The sequence below is a fragment of the Pseudomonas sp. UFMG81 genome, assembly GCF_015354575.1.
GTDB lineage: Bacteria > Pseudomonadota > Gammaproteobacteria > Pseudomonadales > Pseudomonadaceae > Aquipseudomonas.
Window position 1 is genome coordinate 13,274 of the sequence record NZ_JACAFQ010000020.1, and the last position, 17,780, is coordinate 31,053.

12 protein-coding genes are annotated in these 17,780 nt (G+C 65.2%); 7 read left to right on the forward strand and 5 right to left on the reverse strand.

What is annotated here, in order from left to right:
- Nucleotides 1–64 precede the first annotated feature (64 nt).
- The 3 genes from glgB to IX761_RS16295 all read right to left on the reverse strand — a co-directional run bounded on the left by glgB (nucleotide 65) and on the right by IX761_RS16295 (nucleotide 7,967).
- Nucleotides 65–2,275 carry a 1,4-alpha-glucan branching protein GlgB gene (gene glgB / locus IX761_RS16285; protein ID WP_194790597.1) on the reverse strand — a complete coding sequence of 737 codons (2,211 nt, stop codon included), beginning with the start codon at nucleotides 2,273–2,275 and terminating at the stop codon, nucleotides 65–67.
- A gap of 183 nt (nucleotides 2,276–2,458) precedes the next feature.
- Complete coding sequence (gene treS, locus IX761_RS16290) at nucleotides 2,459–5,776, reverse strand: maltose alpha-D-glucosyltransferase (RefSeq protein ID WP_194790598.1); 3,318 nt, start codon at nucleotides 5,774–5,776, stop codon at nucleotides 2,459–2,461.
- 172 nt (nucleotides 5,777–5,948) lie between these two features.
- The gene (locus tag IX761_RS16295; protein ID WP_194790599.1) at nucleotides 5,949–7,967 is read right to left on the reverse strand and encodes an alpha-1,4-glucan--maltose-1-phosphate maltosyltransferase; all 2,019 of its coding nucleotides are present in this window, start codon (nucleotides 7,965–7,967) and stop codon (nucleotides 5,949–5,951) included.
- 140 nt (nucleotides 7,968–8,107) lie between these two features.
- Here IX761_RS16295 and IX761_RS16300 point away from each other — a divergent pair, with 140 nt between their 5' ends.
- The 3 genes from IX761_RS16300 to IX761_RS16310 all read left to right on the forward strand — a co-directional run bounded on the left by IX761_RS16300 (nucleotide 8,108) and on the right by IX761_RS16310 (nucleotide 9,098).
- Nucleotides 8,108–8,275, forward strand: coding sequence for a hypothetical protein (locus tag IX761_RS16300; protein WP_194790600.1), 168 nt, complete (start codon nucleotides 8,108–8,110; stop codon nucleotides 8,273–8,275).
- 219 nt (nucleotides 8,276–8,494) lie between these two features.
- Nucleotides 8,495–8,761, forward strand: a complete 267-nt coding sequence (locus IX761_RS16305) for an acyl carrier protein (protein WP_228533623.1) — start codon at nucleotides 8,495–8,497, stop codon at nucleotides 8,759–8,761.
- A gap of 103 nt (nucleotides 8,762–8,864) precedes the next feature.
- On the forward strand, nucleotides 8,865–9,098 hold the full coding sequence (locus IX761_RS16310) for an acyl carrier protein (protein WP_194790602.1): 234 nt from the start codon (nucleotides 8,865–8,867) through the stop codon (nucleotides 9,096–9,098).
- A gap of 55 nt (nucleotides 9,099–9,153) precedes the next feature.
- Here the strand turns inward: IX761_RS16310 and IX761_RS16315 are convergent, their stop codons facing one another.
- Nucleotides 9,154–10,824, reverse strand: a complete 1,671-nt coding sequence (locus tag IX761_RS16315; protein ID WP_194790603.1) for an AMP-binding protein — start codon at nucleotides 10,822–10,824, stop codon at nucleotides 9,154–9,156.
- Between the two features lie 318 nt (nucleotides 10,825–11,142).
- Here IX761_RS16315 and IX761_RS16320 point away from each other — a divergent pair, with 318 nt between their 5' ends.
- From IX761_RS16320 to IX761_RS16335, 4 genes are read left to right on the forward strand one after another with little or no spacing between them, the layout of a single operon-like run.
- On the forward strand, nucleotides 11,143–12,306 hold the full coding sequence (locus IX761_RS16320; RefSeq protein WP_153786539.1) for an isovaleryl-CoA dehydrogenase: 1,164 nt from the start codon (nucleotides 11,143–11,145) through the stop codon (nucleotides 12,304–12,306).
- A gap of 19 nt (nucleotides 12,307–12,325) precedes the next feature.
- Nucleotides 12,326–13,933: a carboxyl transferase domain-containing protein gene (locus IX761_RS16325; protein WP_194790604.1), complete on the forward strand. Its 1,608-nt coding sequence runs from the start codon at nucleotides 12,326–12,328 to the stop codon at nucleotides 13,931–13,933.
- 3 nt (nucleotides 13,934–13,936) lie between these two features.
- Entirely contained in the window at nucleotides 13,937–14,752 is an 816-nt protein-coding gene (locus IX761_RS16330; protein ID WP_194790605.1) for a gamma-carboxygeranoyl-CoA hydratase, read from the forward strand.
- The gene (locus IX761_RS16335; RefSeq protein ID WP_194790606.1) at nucleotides 14,749–16,704 is read left to right on the forward strand and encodes an acetyl/propionyl/methylcrotonyl-CoA carboxylase subunit alpha; all 1,956 of its coding nucleotides are present in this window, start codon (nucleotides 14,749–14,751) and stop codon (nucleotides 16,702–16,704) included. The genes IX761_RS16330 and IX761_RS16335 overlap by 4 nt, the downstream gene beginning before the upstream one ends.
- Before the next feature lie 352 nt (nucleotides 16,705–17,056).
- Here IX761_RS16335 and IX761_RS16340 read toward each other — a convergent pair whose 3' ends face one another.
- Entirely contained in the window at nucleotides 17,057–17,761 is a 705-nt protein-coding gene (locus IX761_RS16340; RefSeq protein ID WP_194790649.1) for a S24 family peptidase, read from the reverse strand.
- Nucleotides 17,762–17,780 lie beyond the last annotated feature (19 nt).

The following is a 17,780-nucleotide window of genomic DNA, read 5'->3' on the forward strand; positions in this document are numbered from 1 at the left end:
ACAGATCTGGCGCAAGCCCTGTGGGAGCGGGTTTACCCGCGAAGAGGCCAAATGGCACGCCCCATCAAGCCGGCTTCATCACCAACACCCCCAGCGGCGGCAGGTTCAGCGCCAGCGACAGCGGCTGCCCATGGCTGGCGATCTCGTCGCTGGCCACCGCTCCCAGGTTGCCCACGTTCGAGCCGGCATACAGGCCGGCATCGCTGTTGAGCAACTCCTCCCAGCGCTCGCCGAACGGCACGCCGATCCGGTAGCCCTCGCGCGGCACCGGGGTGAAGTTGGCCACCACCAGCAACGGCTCGCCCTGGCTGCTCCAGCGCAACCAGGCGTACACGCTGTTGTGCGCGTCGTCACCGATCAGCCACTGGAAGCCCTGGGGCTGGCAGTCCTGCTCGTGCAGGGCGGGTAGCGTGCGGTACAGGCGATTGAGGTCGGCCACCAGCTTCTGCACGCCCTGGTGCTCGGAGTATTGCAGCAGGTACCAGTCCAGTTGTTGGTCGTGGTTCCACTCGCGCCACTGGCCGAACTCGCAGCCCATGAACAGCAGCTTCTTGCCCGGGTGGGTCCACATGAACGTCAGGTAGGCGCGCAGGTTGGCGAACTTCTGCCAGCGGTCACCGGGCATCTTGTCGATCAGCGAATGCTTGCCGTGCACCACTTCGTCGTGGGAGATGGGCAAAATGAAGTGCTCGGAGTAGGCGTAGATCAGGCCGAAGCTCATTTCGTTGTGGTGGTAGGTGCGGTGGATCGGGTCGTTCTGGATGTAGTGCAGGGTGTCGTGCATCCAGCCCATGTTCCATTTGTAGGCAAAGCCCAGCCCGCCCTGCTGCACCGGCTGGCTGACCCCGGGCCAGGCGGTGGACTCCTCGGCGATGATCAATGCACCCGGGGCCTCATGGGCGGCGACACCGTTGAGGTGGCGAATGAAATCGATGGCTTCGAGGTTCTCGCGCCCGCCATGGCGGTTGGGCACCCACTCGCCGGCCTTGCGCGAATAGTCGCGGTAGAGCATCGAGGCCACCGCATCGACACGCAACCCGTCGATGTGGAAGTGCTTGAGCCAGTGCAGCGCCGAAGCCAGCATGAAGCCGCGTACCTCGTTGCGACCGAGGTTGTAGATCAGCGTGTTCCAGTCCTGGTGGAAGCCTTCCAGGGGGTTGTCGTACTCGTACAGCGCGGTGCCGTCGAAACGCGCCAGGCCGTGCTCGTCGGTGGGGAAATGCGCCGGCACCCAATCGAGGATCACGCCGATGCCGCCCTGGTGGCAGGCGTCGACGAAGAAGGCGAAATCTTCCGCGCTGCCGTAGCGCGAGGTGGGCGCGAACAGCGACAGCGGCTGGTAGCCCCAGGAGCCGCCGAACGGGTGCTCCATGATCGGCATCAGCTCGATATGGGTAAAGCCCAGTTCCTGCACGTAGGGCACCAGGCGCTCGGCCAGTTCGCGCCAGTTGTAAAAGCGCGCGACGTCGCCGGCATCGTCCACTTCGCAGCGCCAGGAGCCGGCGTGCAGTTCGTAGATCGACAGCGGCGCGCTGTAGGCATGGCGCTGGGCACGCTGGGCCATCCAGTCGTGGTCCTGCCAGCCGTGGGCCAGGGCGCCGGCCACCTTCGAGGCGGTACTCGGCGGCAGCTCGGTGGCGCGGGCCAGCGGGTCGGCCTTGAGCGGCAGCACGCCGTCCTGGCCCAGCACTTCGAACTTGTAGGTTTCGCCAACGCCCAGGCGTGGCACGAACAGTTCCCACACCCCGGCGCTGTGGCGCAGGCGCATGGGGTGACGGCGGCCATCCCAGTTGTTGAAGTCACCCACCACCGAAACGCGCCTGGCGTTCGGTGCCCACACCGAGAAGCACACGCCATCGATGCCCTCGGCCTGGGTGGGTTGTGCGCCGAATCGGCCGGACAGGTCGCGGTGGTTGCCCTCGGAGAACAGGTACATGTCCATGTCGCCCAGTTGCGGGCCGAAGCTGTAGGGGTCTTCGCTGACCTGCTCGCCGCCGGCCCAGCCGATCTGCAGCAGGTACGGCTGCGCATCGTTCAGGTGCGCGGTGAACAGGCCCGGCAGGCGTTGCTGCGCCATGTCGGCGAGCACGCGTCCATCATCGCGCGCCAGCACACGCACATTCAGGGCGCCGGGCAGGAAGGCCCGGATAAACTGGCCACCTGCACCATCGGGGTGCGGGCCGAGCACGGCGAACGGGTCGGCGTGCGTGGCGCTGGCAAGGGCATCCAGGTCCCGTTGCCGAAGGCTGCCGTGGTCACGCGTGGTTGCATTCATCTCACTGCCCCTTTCCATGTATTCAAGCATTACGTGGCCACCTGTCGGCGACCCTTGTGGGAGCGGGCTTGCCCGCGAACACCGGCGCAGCCGGTGCCATGCAGCGCGGCGCCTGCTTCGCGGTGGTGCGGCACTCCGACAAGCCCGCTCCCACAGAGGCCGCGTGAAATCCAAAAGCCAGGTTTACCCCTCCCCCCAAGTACTGATCAACCCATGCAGCCCATGCAAAGGCACGGCCAGCCAGCTCGGCCGGTTCTCGGCTTCGTAGCTGATTTCGTAGGCGGCTTTTTCCAGGCAGAACAGTTCCAGCGCGGCGCGCTCGCCCTCGGCCTGCTGCCAGGCGTGGGGCATGGCGGCGGTGGCCAGGCCATAGGCTTGGACGAAGGCGTGACGCGACTGGTGCAGGTACTGCCGGGCAACCCGCTGACGGGCCTGGCGCGCCGCGTCGGTGAGGTCTACCGCCGAGGCGCTGCGCAGGATCATCGCAGCAGCATAGTCGAAGGAACGCAACACGCCGCTGACATCCTTGTAGGGGCTGTGTTTGGCCCGGCGCTCGTCGAGCGGGCGCGCCGGTTCACCTTCGAAATCGATCAGGTAGGCATCGCCCTGCACCACCAGCACCTGGCCCAGGTGCAGGTCGCCGTGCACTCGCATCAGCAGGCCGCCCTGGGCCTGGCGGGCGAGCTTGTCGATGTGCTGGCGCAGGCCTTCGCGTTGTTGCTCAAGGTCGTCGACCAGCGCCTGGCTGTCAGTGTCGAGGTGGTCGCGGTGCTGCGCCAGCAGGTCCAGCGCATGCTCAAGCTGGCGACTGACCTGCTGGCTCCAGCGATCGCTGTCGCGGGCATCGCTGGTGCGTGGCTTGAACGCCTCATCGCCGGTCGGCGCGGCCAGCAGCAGGTGCATCTCGCCCAGGCGCTGGCCGAGCAAGGCGGCAAAGCCAGTCAGCTCGGCCAGCGCGTCGGTGTGCGCCTCCTGTTCGCCGCTGGTCGGTTCCATCTCGTCGCGGATCGCCCGCTCCAGGGTGTTCTGGGTCCAGTCCCAGGCATCACCCTGGTTGCTCAGGTAACCCTGGGCGATCATCAGCAGGTGCGGCTGGCCGCTATCGTCGATGCGGCTGACCCAGGCCAGCAAGGGCGAGATGTTGGCGAAGCCGGCGGCGGTGAGGTAGGCGCTCATCTCAAGCTCGGGGTGGATGCCCGGGTTGACCCGGCGGATCAGTTTGAGCACCAGGCGGCCACCGACCACCACCGAGCTGTTGGACTGCTCGGCGCCCAGGTAGCGCACCTCGCTCTGCTCATCGAGCTCAAGCGCCGCCAGTTGTTCGGTGCCTTGGAAGCGCAATTCGCCCAGGCCCTCGCCACAAGGCAGGCGCAGGCCATCCTGGCAGCCACGCAGCACGGCGCGGATGAAAGGTTCGAGGACGAAGGCATCGGTGATGAGCCCCACCTGGCGACCACGCCGTACGCGCGACAGGGCCAGTTGCTGGGGCAACGCGGCGTTGATCTGCTCCTCGGGCAGCAAGCCGAACGGCAGTTGGTAGTGGGTCACCACGCCGTCGCTGTGCACCTCCAGCTCGCCCAGCAACGCCGGTAGCGCCGGGGTGGCGAAGCGTACGCCGTAGCGCAGGCGCACCTGGTCGATAGGCCCCTCTTTGCCGGCGAACCAGCGGCGCTTGGGCAGGTACTGGGGCAGGATCGTGTCTTGCAGCGCGCTCCGTGACGGCGCCTCGAGCAGCTCTTCCATGCGCTTGCGCAGCACCAGGGTGGTCAGCTCGGGCAGGCCTTCGGCGGGTTGCACATGCCAGCTGGGCATGCGGTCGTGGGCGGCCAGCAGGAACCAGTAGAAGCCGTAGGGCGCCAGGGTGAGCAGGAACGGCAGCTGGCCGATGGGCGGGAACGCACTGCCGCCGAGCATCTCCACCGGCACCCGCTCGGCGTACTGGGAAAGTTCCAGCTCAGCGGCCTGGGCGGCGCGCGACACGTTGGCCACGCACAGCACCACTTCGCTGTTGCCCGCTTGATCGGTGTACTCGCGGATGTAGGCGAGGATGCGCCGGTTGCTCGGGGTGAGCATCTTCAGCGTGCCGCGGCCGAAGGCCTTCTGCTGGCTGCGCACCGCCAGCAGGCGGCGGTTCCAGTTGAGCAGCGAGTGCGGGTCGTGGGCCTGGGCCTCGACGTTGATGGTCTGGTAGCCGTACAGCGGGTCCATGATCGGCGGCAGCACCAGGCGCTGCGGGTCGGCCTTGGAAAAGCCGCCGTTGCGGTCCGGCGACCACTGCATGGGGGTGCGCACGCCGTCGCGGTCGCCCAGGTAGATGTTGTCACCCATGCCCAGTTCGTCGCCGTAGTACAGCGTGGGGGTGCCGGGCATCGACAGCAGCAGGCTGGTGAGCAGTTCGATGCGCCGCCGGTCACGTTGCAACAGCGGCGCCAGGCGCCGGCGAATGCCGAGGTTGATGCGCGCGCGGCGGTCTTCGGCGTAGTAGTTCCACAAATAGTCGCGCTCGCGGTCGGTGACCATCTCCAACGTCAGTTCATCGTGGTTGCGCAGGAAGATCGCCCACTGGCAGTTGGCGGGGATCTCCGGGGTCTGGCGCAGGATGTCGGTGATGGGGAAGCGGTCTTCCATGGCCAGGGCCATGTACATGCGCGGCATCAACGGGAAGTGGAAGGCCATGTGGCACTCGTCGCCCTCGCCTTCGCCAAAGTACGGGCGGGTGTCCTCGGGCCACTGGTTGGCTTCGGCCAGCAGCATGCGGTCGGGGTAGTTGGCGTCGATCTCGGCGCGAATAGCCTTGAGCACCACGTGGGTCTCGGGGAGGTTCTCGTTGTTGGTGCCGTCGCGCTCGATCAGGTAGGGGATGGCATCCAGGCGCAGGCCGTCGACGCCGATGTCGAGCCAGAAGCGCATCACCCCGATCACCGCCTTGAGCACCTGGGGGTTGTCGAAGTTCAGGTCCGGCTGGTGCGAGTAGAAGCGGTGCCAGAAGTATTGGCCGGCGACCGGGTCCCAGGTCCAGTTGGACTTCTCGGTGTCGAGGAAGATGATCCGGGTGCCATCGTATTTCTGGTCATCGTCCGACCACACGTAGAAGTCCCGGGCCTTGCTGCCGCGCTTGGCGTGGCGGGCGCGCTGGAACCAGGGGTGCTGGTCGGAGGTGTGGTTGATGACCAGCTCGGTGATCACCCGCAGGCCACGCTTGTGCGCTTCGGCGATGAAGCGCTTGGCATCGGCCATGCTGCCGTAGTCCGGGTGCACGGCTTTGTATTCACCGATGTCATAGCCGTCGTCGCGCCGGGGCGAGGGGTAGAACGGCAGCAGCCAGAGGGTGTTGACGCCGAGCTCGGCGATGTAGTCGAGCTTGCTGATCAAGCCTGCGAAATCGCCGATGCCGTCGTTGTTCGAATCGAAGAACGATTTCACGTGCAGTTGGTAGATCACCGCGTCCTTGTACCAGAGGGGATCGTCGATGAAGGCTGCCGGGCGGGAACGCTTGGCCATTGGAGACTCCTTTCAGTTCTCGGTTCGGCACGCCCCGTCTGTGTAGGAGCGGCCTCGTGTCGCGAAAGGGGCGCGAAGCGGCCCCGGGATTTCAGCGACATTGCAGATATTGCAGGGGGATGCTTTGCAGCCCGTTCGCGACACAAGGCCGCTCCTACAAGGAAATGCGTAGCTAGCGGGATTTTTCGATGCGCCAGATGCCGAACGGCTGGTGCCAGGGCTCGATGCGCATCCACTGGGTCTTGCCGTGCCAGGTCCAGCGGTGGCCGGTCATCAGGTCTTCGCCCTGGGTGTCGGCGTTGTCGTCCAGGCCCAGCTCCCACAGCGGCAACTCGAAGCTGGCCTCCTGGGCGTTGTGCGGGTCGAGGCTGATGGCAACGAGGATGTAGTTGTCGCGCTCGGCGGTGCGCTTGGCGAAGTACAGGATCTGGTCGTTCCAGCAATTCAGGAACAGCACCCCCAGGTGAGTCTGCAGGGCTCTGTTCTGCCGGCGGATGCGGTTGAGCTGGGCGATCTCGGCGACGATATTGCCGGGGGCGGTGTAGTCGCGCGGGCGGATTTCGTATTTCTCCGAATCGAGGTATTCCTCCTTGCCCGGCAGCGGCGTGCCTTCGCACAGTTCGAAGCCCGAATACATGCCCCACAACCCCGAGCCCATGGTCGCCAGCGCGGCGCGGATCAGGAAGCCCGCACGGCCCGAGGTGTGCAGGAAGAATGGGTTGATGTCCGGCGTGTTGACGAAGAAATTGGGCCGGTAGCACTGGCTCCAGGGCGGTTGGTTGAGTTCTTCGAAATATTCGCGCAGCTCCTGCTTGCTGTTGCGCCAGGTGAAGTAGGTGTAGCTCTGCGCATACCCCACCTTGCCCAGGCGCGCCATCATCGCCGGGCGGGTGAAGGCCTCGGCGAGGAAGATTACTTCGGGGTGCTGGCTGCGCACATTGGCGATCAACCATTGCCAGAACGGCAATGGCTTGGTGTGCGGGTTGTCGACGCGGAAGGTCTTGACCCCCTCCTCGACCCAGCCGACCACCACGTCGCGCAGCGCCAGCCACAGGCTTGGCACTGCTTCGGGGGCATAGAAGTCGACGTTGACGATGTCCTGGTACTTTTTGGGCGGATTTTCGGCGTAGCGGATGGTGCCGTCGGGGCGCCAGCTGAACCAGCCCGGGTGCTCGGTGAGCCAGGGGTGGTCCTGGGAGCACTGGATGGCGAAGTCCAGGGCGATCTCCAGGCCGTGCTCGGCGGCGGCGGCCACCAGCCGGCGGAAGTCCTCGCGGCTGCCCAGTTGCGGGTGGATGGCGTCGTGGCCACCCTCGGCGCTGCCGATGGCATAGGGGCTGCCCGGGTCACCGGGCTCGGCCTGCAAGGCGTTGTTGCGGCCCTTGCGGTGCTGCATGCCGATGGGGTGGATGGGCGGGAAGTACAGCACGTCGAAGCCCATGTCGCGGATCATCGGCAGGCGCTGGTGCACATCGTCGAAGGTGCCGTGGCGCTCGGGGTCATCGGTGACCGAGCGCGGGAACAGCTCGTACCAACTGGCGAATTGTGCGGCTTCACGATCCACGTCCACGGGGAGCTCGCTGCTGCGGGTGAGGTAGCTGCGGTGCTCCGCCTCGGCCATCAAGCGGGCGACATCGGGATCGAGCAGCTGCGCCACCTGGTCGTCCACCGCCAGGCCCGGCAAGCGTTGCTGCAGTTCAAGCAACTGCTCGCGCAACAGCCCGTCGCTGCGCTCGATACCCTTGCCCAGCAACAGCCTGCCCTCCTCCAGCTCGAGCGTGACGTCCACCCCGGCGGCGTACTTCTTCTCCAGGTCGTGGCAGTAGGTGGCGAAGGGGTCGATCCAGGCCTCGATGCTGAACAGGTGCAGGCCCAGCTCGGTGGGAGTGAACGCGGCCAGCCACAGGTCGTTGCCCGGCGAATGCATGGCCACGGCATGCCAGCGGCGGCTATGAGCCTGGCGCCAGTAGAGCATCACGGCCAGGCGGTCGTGACCGTCGCTGTAGACCTTGCCAGTCACCTCGACCTTGTGCCCGCGCACCGCCTTGGCGGCGAAGGTGCCGCCGTCGAGCACCGGGGTGACATCCTCGATCACGATGCGCGGCGCCAGCAGGGCCTGGGACAGGCTGATGGCCTGGTCCGGGTGGTCGTTGGCCATGGGCACGCTTTCGAAGGGCTCATTACCTGACATCGCACTCACTCCGTTGGGCTTGTGGCGGTAAGGGTTCAGAGCCGTGATCGGGCGCGGGGGTTCAAAAAAACTGAGCGAATGGCGCAAGGCGTGAGTCCAAGCCTGCAACACCGCTTCATTCACCACGCGAGGTCAGGCCCATGAACATTCCCATTCCACCGGAGACACCCGACCCGAACATCGATGACCCGACGCTGCCGCCGCCGGTGCCCGAAGAAGAGCCGGACGAGCTGCCAATCAAGCCGACCGTGCCGCCCACGGTGGGCGACCCGCCGAATGAGGAGCCGCCGGTGAGAGTTAGAGGATAGACGGCACCGGGCGTTTCGTCCGGCGTATCCGTAGGAGCCAGCCTTGCTGGCGAACCGGTCCATGAACCGTGGCAAGGCTGAGCCTTTGTTCGCCAGCAAGGCTGGCTCCTACAAAGTGAGGGCACAGAATCGGGATTGCCGCACCTGGCATTTCTACCAGTAGCGCAAACAGCATCGAGGCGCGTACAGAGGAACCACCCTTTCACGGCTGACTTCGGTATGTGCTCCCGGCCCTACATCTCCGTTCACCTGCTCTTGATCATCGCCGACTTCCTCGAGCAGCGGTCATACAGGATCAGGCCTGACGTTACCATGCACGAACTGGGGGCGGACAGCTTTGACATGTTTGAACTTCAAGCGCTGATCGAAGAGGCGTTCGGTGTTTGCATTCAACAGCAGATCCGAACCTATGTGACCTTCGATGAGCTGGTTGAACTGGTGTATCGGGCGTCGTCAGTGCATGGTGACCCGCCGCATCCAGCCTGATTTCTGCCACAGAGGCTTGTTCGACCTATCACTTTTGCCAGTAGCGTGAACAGGCCTGCCGACGTAAAACAACAGTACAACCTGCTCATCGGAGGGCATTGATATGGCAACCGTGGCCGAACGTTTAACTGCATTGCTCGCTAAACAACTGAATATCGATCTCGCCAAAATCAAACCCGAAGACACCTTGAATAGTTTGGAGCTTAGTGAGTTTGACCAGGTTGAATTTCTGATGGCGATCGAAGAGAAGTTCGGCGTTCAATTCAGCGAGAGTGCGGACTTCCATTCCCTGACAGTAAGTGAGATGACCGACTGGCTCGGCGCAAACGGCAAGTGACGGTCAATGTCCAATCCATGCAACTTGATGCATGGATTGGGACGTAACGTGAACATCAACCTGCCAGTTCCTGCACACTAATTTCACGCATCCTGAACTTCTGCACCTTCCCCGTCACCGTCATCGGGAAATCCTCGACAAAGCGGTAATGCCGAGGCGCCTTGAAGTGCGCCAAGCGCGCCTTGCACCACTGCTGCAATTCGTCAGCCGTGGCGCTGTGCCCAGGGTGCAGGCGAATCCACGCCACCACCTCCTCGCCATACTTGCTGCACGGAATCCCCACCACCTGCGCCTCGGCCACCGCCGGGTGGGTGTGGAAGAACTCCTCCAGCTCACGCGGATAGATGTTCTCGCCGCCGCGAATGATCATGTCCTTGTTGCGCCCGACGATGCGTACATAGCCCTGTTCGTCCATCACCGCCAGGTCACCGGTGCGCATCCAGCGGGCCGGGTCGATGGCGTCATGGGTGGCCTGCAGGTTGTCCCAGTAGCCGAGCATCACGCTGTAGCCGCGGGTGCACAGCTCGCCGATCTCGCCGCGCGGGACGATGCAACCGTCGGCGTCCACCAGCTTGGTTTCCAGGTGCGGTTGAGTGCGGCCGACCGTGGTCACGCGCAACTCCAGCTCGTCGTCGGGGCCAGTCTGCAGCGACACCGGGCTGGTCTCGGTCATGCCATAGGCGATCTGCACCTGGGCCATGTGCATCTGCTCGATGACCTTGCGCATCACCTCGATCGGGCAGGTGGCGCCGGCCATGATGCCGCTGCGCAGGGTCGAAAGGTCCAGCTGCGGGCGCACCGGGTGGTCGAGCATGGCGATGAACATGGTCGGCACCCCGTAGAGGATGCTGGCGCGCTCCTCACTCACGGCGCGCAGGGTGAGCTCGGCGTCGAAGGCGTCGTTGGGGTAGACCATGGTGCTGCCGTGGGTGATGCAGCCCAGGTTGGCCATGACCATGCCGAAGCAGTGGTACAGCGGCACCGGGATCACCATGCGGTCGTGCTCGGTGAGCCCGAGGCTTTCGCCGACCATGTAGCCGTTGTTGAGGATGTTGTAGTGGCTCAGGGTCGCGCCCTTGGGCGCGCCGGTGGTGCCAGAGGTGTACTGGATGTTTACCGGCTGGTCGAATTGCAGGCTGTTCTGGCGCAGCTCGAAGACGGCTGGATCTGTCTCCCCTGCCCTCCCGGCCAGGGCGGCCCAGGGCAGGAAGCCTTCCGGTGGCTCGGCGGCCAGGCTGATCACCCCGCGCAGGTCGGGCAGGCGCTCGCTGTTCAACTGGCCAAGCACATGTTGCGACAGCTCCGGCACCAGTTCCTGGACCATGGCGTGGTAGTCGGAGGTCTTGAACGCATCGGCACACACCAGCCAGCGGCAGCCGGACTGGCGCAACACATACTCAAGCTCGCCCACCCGATAGGCCGGGTTGATATTGACCAGGATCGCGCCGACCTTGGCCGTGGCCAACTGCAGGATGCACCACTGGGCGCAGTTGGGCGCCCAGATGCCGACCCGCTCGCCGCCGGCCACCCCCAGCGCCATCAGCGCCCGGGCATGCAAATCGACCTGTGCGGCCAGTTCGCGCCAGCTGTAGCGCAGGCCCTGATGCCGTACTACAAGCGCCTCGCGCTCGGCATGCCGGGCCACGGTGGCGTCGAAGGCCTGGCCGATGGTCAGGGTCAATAAAGGATGGTCCTGGCGGCCGCGGGTATAGCTTGGTTGAGGCATGGTGGTCCCTTCTTGTGGTTGTTCTGGGCATGACTGAAGCAGGCGGCAAATACTCTGGCGCAGATTTACGTTTACGTAAAGGTGATGATTCGATTGACAGTGCCGGGAGGCAGGTTTACGTTAACGTCAAGGTGAAAACAGCATCGAACCTTCGGGCGACATCGGACCCTGTGGGAGCGGGCTTGCCCGCGAAAGCGATCATCCAGGCAATGACGGTGACCCTGCTGACGCTTTCGCGGGCAAGCCCGCTCCCACAGGGACGGTGACCTACCCATGGGCTACGGTGTATCCAATTTCAAGAACAACAAGGTGCCCCGCATGCATTACCCGACCCTGAACTTCGCCCTGGGCGAAACCATCGACATGCTCCGCGACCAGGTGCGCACCTTCGTCGCCGCCGAGCTGGCCCCGCGCGCCGCGCAGATCGACCACGACAACCTGTTCCCCGCCGACATGTGGCGCAAGTTCGGCGACATGGGCCTGCTGGGCATTACCGTCTCGGAAGAGTACGGCGGCGCCGGCCTGGGCTACCTGGCCCACGTGGTGGCGATGGAAGAAATCAGCCGCGGGTCGGCCTCGGTGGCCCTGTCCTATGGCGCCCACTCCAACCTGTGCGTCAACCAGATCAACCGCAACGGCACCCACGAGCAGAAACTCAAGTACCTGCCCAAGCTGATCAGCGGCGAGCACATCGGCGCCCTGGCCATGAGCGAGCCCAACGCCGGCTCCGACGTGGTGTCGATGAAACTGCGCGCCGAAAAGCGCGGCGACCGCTACGTGCTCAACGGCAGCAAGACCTGGATCACCAACGGCCCCGACGCCAACACCTACGTGATCTACGCCAAGACCGACCTGGACAAGGGCCCCCACGGCATCACCGCATTCATCGTCGAACGCGACTGGAAAGGCTTCAGCCGCAGCAACAAATTCGACAAGCTGGGCATGCGCGGCTCCAACACCTGCGAGCTGTTCTTCGATGACGTGGAAGTGCCGGAAGAGAACATCCTCGGCCAACTCAACGGCGGCGTGCGGGTGCTGATGAGCGGCCTGGACTACGAGCGCGTGGTGCTCTCGGGCGGCCCGACCGGCATCATGCAAAGCTGCATGGACCTGGTCGTCCCCTACATCCACGACCGCAAGCAGTTCGGCCAGAGCATCGGCGAGTTCCAGCTGATCCAGGGCAAGATCGCCGACATGTACACCCAGCTCAACGCCAGCCGCGCCTATCTCTACGCAGTGGCCCAGGCCTGCGACCGCGCCGAGACCACCCGCAAGGACGCCGCCGGGGTGATCCTGTACACCGCCGAGCGCGCCACACAGATGGCCCTGGAGGCGATCCAGATCCTCGGCGGCAACGGCTACATCAATGAATTCCCGGCCGGCCGCCTGCTGCGCGACGCCAAGCTGTACGAGATCGGCGCCGGCACCAGCGAAATCCGCCGGATGCTGATCGGCCGCGAACTGTTCAACGAAACCCGCTGAGCATAAGGAACGGGCGCACATGGCTACCTTGCACACCCAGATCAACCCGCGCTCGGCGGAGTTCGCCGGCAACAGCGCGGCCATGCTCGAGCAGGTCACGAAACTGCGCGGCCTGCTCGCCCAGGTCAGCCAGGGCGGCGGGCTCAAGGCCCAGCAACGGCACACCTCGCGCGGCAAACTGCTGCCCCGCGAGCGCATCGACCGCCTGCTCGACCCGGGCTCGCCGTTCCTCGAAATCGGCCAGCTGGCGGCCCATGAGGTGTATGGCGAGGACGTGCCCGCCGCGGGTGTGATCGCCGGCATCGGCCGCGTCGAAGGCGTGGAGTGCATGATCGTGGCCAACGACGCCACGGTCAAAGGCGGCTCGTACTACCCGCTGACCGTCAAAAAACACCTGCGCGCCCAGACCATCGCCCTGCAGAACCGCCTGCCGTGCATCTACCTGGTGGACTCCGGCGGCGCCAACCTGCCGCGCCAGGACGAGGTGTTCCCCGACCGCGAGCACTTCGGGCGGATCTTCTTCAACCAGGCCAACATGAGCGCCCTGGGCATCCCGCAGATCGCCGTGGTGATGGGCTCGTGTACCGCTGGCGGTGCTTATGTGCCAGCCATGGCCGACGAGGCGATCATGGTGCGCCAGCAGGCGACCATCTTCCTCGCCGGCCCTCCCCTGGTAAAAGCAGCAACGGGTGAAGTGGTCAGCGCCGAAGACCTGGGCGGCGCCGACGTGCACTGCCGCACCAGCGGCGTAGCCGACCATTACGCCGATAACGACGAACACGCCCTGGCCATCGCCCGGCGCAGCGTGGCCAACCTCAACTGGCACAAGCTGGGCAAGTTGCAGTGCCAGGCACCGATTGCCCCGCTGTATGGCGCCGAAGAGCTTTACGGCGTGGTCCCGGCCGACGCCAAGCAGCCGTTCGATGTGCGCGAGGTGATCGCGCGCCTTGTCGACGGCTCGGTGTTCGATGAATTCAAGGCACTGTTCGGCACCACCCTGGTGTGCGGCTTCGCCCACCTGCACGGCTACCCGGTGGCAATCCTGGCCAACAACGGCATCCTGTTCGCCGAGGCTGCACAAAAAGGCGCGCACTTCATCGAACTGGCCTGCCAACGCGGCATTCCGCTGCTGTTCCTGCAGAACATCACCGGCTTCATGGTCGGTAAAAAGTATGAAGAAGGCGGCATCGCCAAGCACGGCGCCAAGCTGGTGACCGCGGTGGCCTGCGCCCAGGTGCCGAAGTTCACGGTGATCATCGGCGGTAGCTTCGGTGCCGGCAACTACGGCACGTGTGGCCGCGCCTACGACCCGCGCTTTTTGTGGATGTGGCCAAACGCGCGCATTGGCGTGATGGGTGCCGAACAGGCGGCCGGCGTGCTGGCCCAGGTCAAGCGCGAACAGAGCGAACGCAGTGGCGAGGTGTTCAGCCTGGAAGACGAGAAAAAGCTCAAGCAGCCGATCCTCGACCAGTACGAACACCAAGGTCACCCCTACTATTCCAGCGCCCGGCTGTGGGACGACGGCGTCATCGACCCGGCGCAGACCCGCGACGTGCTGGGCCTGGCACTCTCCGCCGCGCTCAACGCCCCGATCGAACAGAGCCGCTTCGGCATTTTCCGGATGTGACCCATGACCGATTTCGCCACTATCGAGCTGGAACACGACCCTCGCGGCTTCACCACCCTGTGGCTGAGCCGGGAAGACAAGAACAACGCCTTCAACGCGCAGATGATCCGCGAGCTGATCGTCGCCCTGGACCGCCTGGCCGAAGACAGCAACCTGCGCTTCGTGCTGCTGCGTGGCCGTGGCCGGCACTTCAGCGCCGGCGCCGACCTGGCCTGGATGCAGCAATCGGCGCAGCTGGACTTCAACACCAACCTCGATGACGCCCGCGAGCTGGGCGAGCTGATGTACGCCCTGCACCGGCTCAAGGCACCCACCCTGGCCGTGGTGCAAGGTGCGGCCTTCGGTGGTGCGCTGGGGCTGATCAGTTGCTGCGACATGGCCATCGGCGCCGAAGATGCCCAGTTGTGCCTGTCGGAAGTGCGCATTGGCCTGGCCCCGGCGGTGATCAGCCCGTTCGTGGTCAAGGCCATCGGCGAGCGTGCCGCGCGCCGCTATGCCCTGACCGCCGAACGTTTCAGCGGCGTACGCGCCCGTGAACTGGGCCTGCTGGCCGAGGTGTACCCGGCCAGCGAGCTGGACGCTCAGGCCGAGGCCTGGGTGGACAATCTGCTGCAGAACAGCCCCCAGGCCCTGCGCGCCACCAAGGACCTGCTGCGCGAAGTGGACGACGGCGAGCTCAGCCCTGCCCTGCGCCGCTATTGCGAGAACACCATCGCCCGTATCCGTGTCAGCGCCGAAGGCCAGGAGGGCTTGCGCGCCTTCCTGGAAAAACGCCGCCCCGCCTGGCAAACCGAACAGAAGAAGGAACCGCGCCCATGAGCCGTCCCACCCTGACCACCCTGCTGGTCGCCAACCGCGGCGAGATCGCCTGCCGGGTGATGCGCACCGCCAAGGCCATGGGCCTGACCACGGTCGCCGTGCACAGCGCCACCGACCGCGACGCCCGCCACAGCCGCGAGGCTGATATTCGTGTCGACCTGGGTGGTAGCAAGGCCGCCGACAGCTACCTGGTGATCGACAAGCTGATCGCCGCCGCCAAGAACAGTGGCGCCCAAGCCATTCACCCGGGCTACGGTTTTCTGTCGGAAAACGCAGGCTTCGCCCGTGCCATCGAACAGGCTGGGCTGATCTTCCTCGGGCCACCGGCCAGCGCCATCGACGCCATGGGCAGCAAGTCGGCGGCCAAGGCACTGATGGAGTCCGCTGGCGTACCGTTGGTACCGGGCTACCACGGCGAAGCCCAGGACCTCGACACCTTCCGCGCCGCGGCCGAGCGCATCGGTTACCCGGTGCTGCTCAAGGCCAGCGCTGGCGGTGGCGGCAAGGGCATGAAAGTGGTCGAGGACGAAAGCCAGTTGGCCGACGCCCTGGCCTCAGCGCAACGTGAAGCGCAATCGTCGTTCGGCGATGCGCGCATGCTGGTGGAAAAATACGTACTCAAGCCACGCCACGTGGAAATCCAGGTGTTCGCCGACCAGCACGGCAACTGCCTTTATCTCAATGAGCGCGACTGCTCGATCCAGCGCCGCCATCAGAAAGTCGTGGAGGAAGCACCAGCTCCGGGTCTTTCTGCCGAACTGCGCCAGGCCATGGGCCAGGCGGCGGTGCGCGCAGCCCAGGCCATCGGCTATGTCGGCGCCGGCACCGTGGAATTTCTGCTCGACGCCCGCGGCGAGTTTTTCTTCATGGAGATGAATACCCGCCTGCAGGTCGAGCACCCGGTCACCGAAGCCATCACCGGGCTCGACCTGGTGGCCTGGCAGATCCGCGTCGCCTGTGGCGAAGCGCTGCCGATCACCCAGGAGCAGGTGCCGCTGATCGGCCATGCCATCGAAGTGCGGCTGTACGCGGAGGATCCGGCCAACGAATTCCTGCCGGCCACTGGCACCCTGGCGCTGTACCGTGAGTCGGCACCGGGTGAAGGGCGACGGGTGGACAGTGGGGTCAGCGAGGGTGATGTGGTGTCGCCCTTCTATGACCCGATGCTGGGCAAGCTGATCGCCTGGGGCCAGGACCGCGAGCAGGCGCGCCTGCGGCTGCTGGCGATGCTCGATGAGTTCGCCATTGGCGGGGTGAAGACCAACATCGCCTTCCTGCGCCGCATCCTCGCCCACCCAGCCTTTGCCGCTGCCGAACTGGACACCGGGTTCATCCCGCGTCATCAGGACGTGTTGCTGCCCCCGGTCGAAGCCTTGCCGGCGCCGTTCTGGGAGGCTGCCGCCGAAGCCTGGCTACAGAGCGAGCCCGCCTTGTTGCGCCATGACGACCCCGCCTCGCCGTGGGCTGCCCGGGATGGCCTGCGCCTGGGCCTGCCGGCGCGCAGCACGCTGCACTTGCAATGCGAGGGTCACGAACAGGCCATCGCCCTGGAGCGCAGCGCGCCGTCTACCTACCAACTGGCGGGTGAGCAGCTGTGCCACGACCAGGACGGCCTGCGCAGGCGTCACCTGGCCGTGCGCCGTGGCGCCACCCTGTACCTGCAATGGCAAGGCGAGCTGCATGCTGTCAGTGTGCACGACCCGATCGCCGCCGCCGAGGCCAGCCACAGCCACCAGGGTGGCCTGGGCGCGCCCATGAACGGCAGCATCGTGCGCGTGCTGGTCGAGCCGGGCCAGGCCGTGGAGGCCGGCACCGCGCTGGTGGTGCTGGAGGCGATGAAGATGGAACACAGCATCCGCGCGCCCCATGGCGGGACGGTGAAGGCGCTGTTCTGCCAGGAAGGGGATATGGTCAGCGAGGGGGCGGTGCTGGTGGAGTTGGAGGGGGCGTGATGGCTGGGATGCACTTGCCGAAAGGTTTGTAGCGCCTATGAAATCGAGCGCCGCCCGCGCGGCGCATCGCTGGCAAGCCAGCTCCCACATCTGTTTCGGGCCAATTATGTCTGTGAGGTCTCCACTGTCCGCCTTGGTGCATGCCTCAAGTCTAGTGGGGCGGCATCAGCGCCAACGCTGAAACCGCGTCGTACAAACAGGGCGGACAGTGGAGATGGACCAGGAGTAACTGGCCCGAAAAATGTGGGAGCTGGCTTGCCAGCGATGCGCCGCGCGGGCGGCGCTCGATCTCAAGAGCGCTGCAAGGCTATCGCCCTGCACCTCTACTCCTCAACGCGGTACCTGCCAAGATCTACAACACCCCATGCATCCGTACCACGACGCCAAGAAACTCACAGCCTTCCTCGCACAGCAGCGTCGGGTAACTGCCATTGAGCGCCTTGAGGTAGAGCTGCCCGCCCTCTTCGGCCAGTTGCCGGAAAATCGGCGTTTTGCCCGGCAACCGGGCAATGACCAGACGCCCCGGTTCCGCTACCAGGCCATCGTCGACCAGAATTCGTACTCGCTCAGGCACACTCTTGCCACTGGCCGCGCTCATGGTGTCGTTTTCCACCGTCAACCAGAACGCCTTGCCCTGCGCCAGATAGTCGGTCTGCTCGAACGCACCAGGCGCAGCAGCCTCTTCCTGCCCTAACGCTCCCCAGTCGCGCACCGGGTAGCGGAAGCACACAAAGTATTTTGCCGGCCCGTCCGCATCGTCGTCTTCCACACCATAGCGGCCCGGCGTTTCACCTACCTGCCCTTGCACGCGCAACTGCATGCTGACGTGGTAGTGCGGCATGCCGAGCTCGACGAACACCCGGTTCATCGAGTCGACCCGGGGCTGGCGCCGTTTGTTGAGCCAGTGGCCGATGCTGCCCTGGGAAACCCCGACACGCTCGGCGAGCTGCTCCTGGGAGATATCGAGCTCCTCTATCCGGTCCCGGACGAGGGTAATCCATTTGTCCATATTCATCGCAGGCACGATACGGACTGCCTCCTTGCGCTCAATACACATCAAGTAGTATTTACCAAAC

Coding starts and splice junctions, on each gene's coding strand:
- glgB (WP_194790597.1), bottom strand. CDS start 2,275: ATGAATGCAACCACGCGTGACCACGGCAGCCTTCGGCAACGGGACCTG.
- treS (WP_194790598.1), bottom strand. CDS start 5,776: ATGGCCAAGCGTTCCCGCCCGGCAGCCTTCATCGACGATCCCCTCTGG.
- IX761_RS16295 (WP_194790599.1), bottom strand. CDS start 7,967: ATGTCAGGTAATGAGCCCTTCGAAAGCGTGCCCATGGCCAACGACCAC.
- IX761_RS16300 (WP_194790600.1), top strand. CDS start 8,108: ATGAACATTCCCATTCCACCGGAGACACCCGACCCGAACATCGATGAC.
- IX761_RS16305 (WP_228533623.1), top strand. CDS start 8,495: ATGTGCTCCCGGCCCTACATCTCCGTTCACCTGCTCTTGATCATCGCC.
- IX761_RS16310 (WP_194790602.1), top strand. CDS start 8,865: ATGGCAACCGTGGCCGAACGTTTAACTGCATTGCTCGCTAAACAACTG.
- IX761_RS16315 (WP_194790603.1), bottom strand. CDS start 10,824: ATGCCTCAACCAAGCTATACCCGCGGCCGCCAGGACCATCCTTTATTG.
- IX761_RS16320 (WP_153786539.1), top strand. CDS start 11,143: ATGCATTACCCGACCCTGAACTTCGCCCTGGGCGAAACCATCGACATG.
- IX761_RS16325 (WP_194790604.1), top strand. CDS start 12,326: ATGGCTACCTTGCACACCCAGATCAACCCGCGCTCGGCGGAGTTCGCC.
- IX761_RS16330 (WP_194790605.1), top strand. CDS start 13,937: ATGACCGATTTCGCCACTATCGAGCTGGAACACGACCCTCGCGGCTTC.
- IX761_RS16335 (WP_194790606.1), top strand. CDS start 14,749: ATGAGCCGTCCCACCCTGACCACCCTGCTGGTCGCCAACCGCGGCGAG.
- IX761_RS16340 (WP_194790649.1), bottom strand. CDS start 17,761: ATGTGTATTGAGCGCAAGGAGGCAGTCCGTATCGTGCCTGCGATGAAT.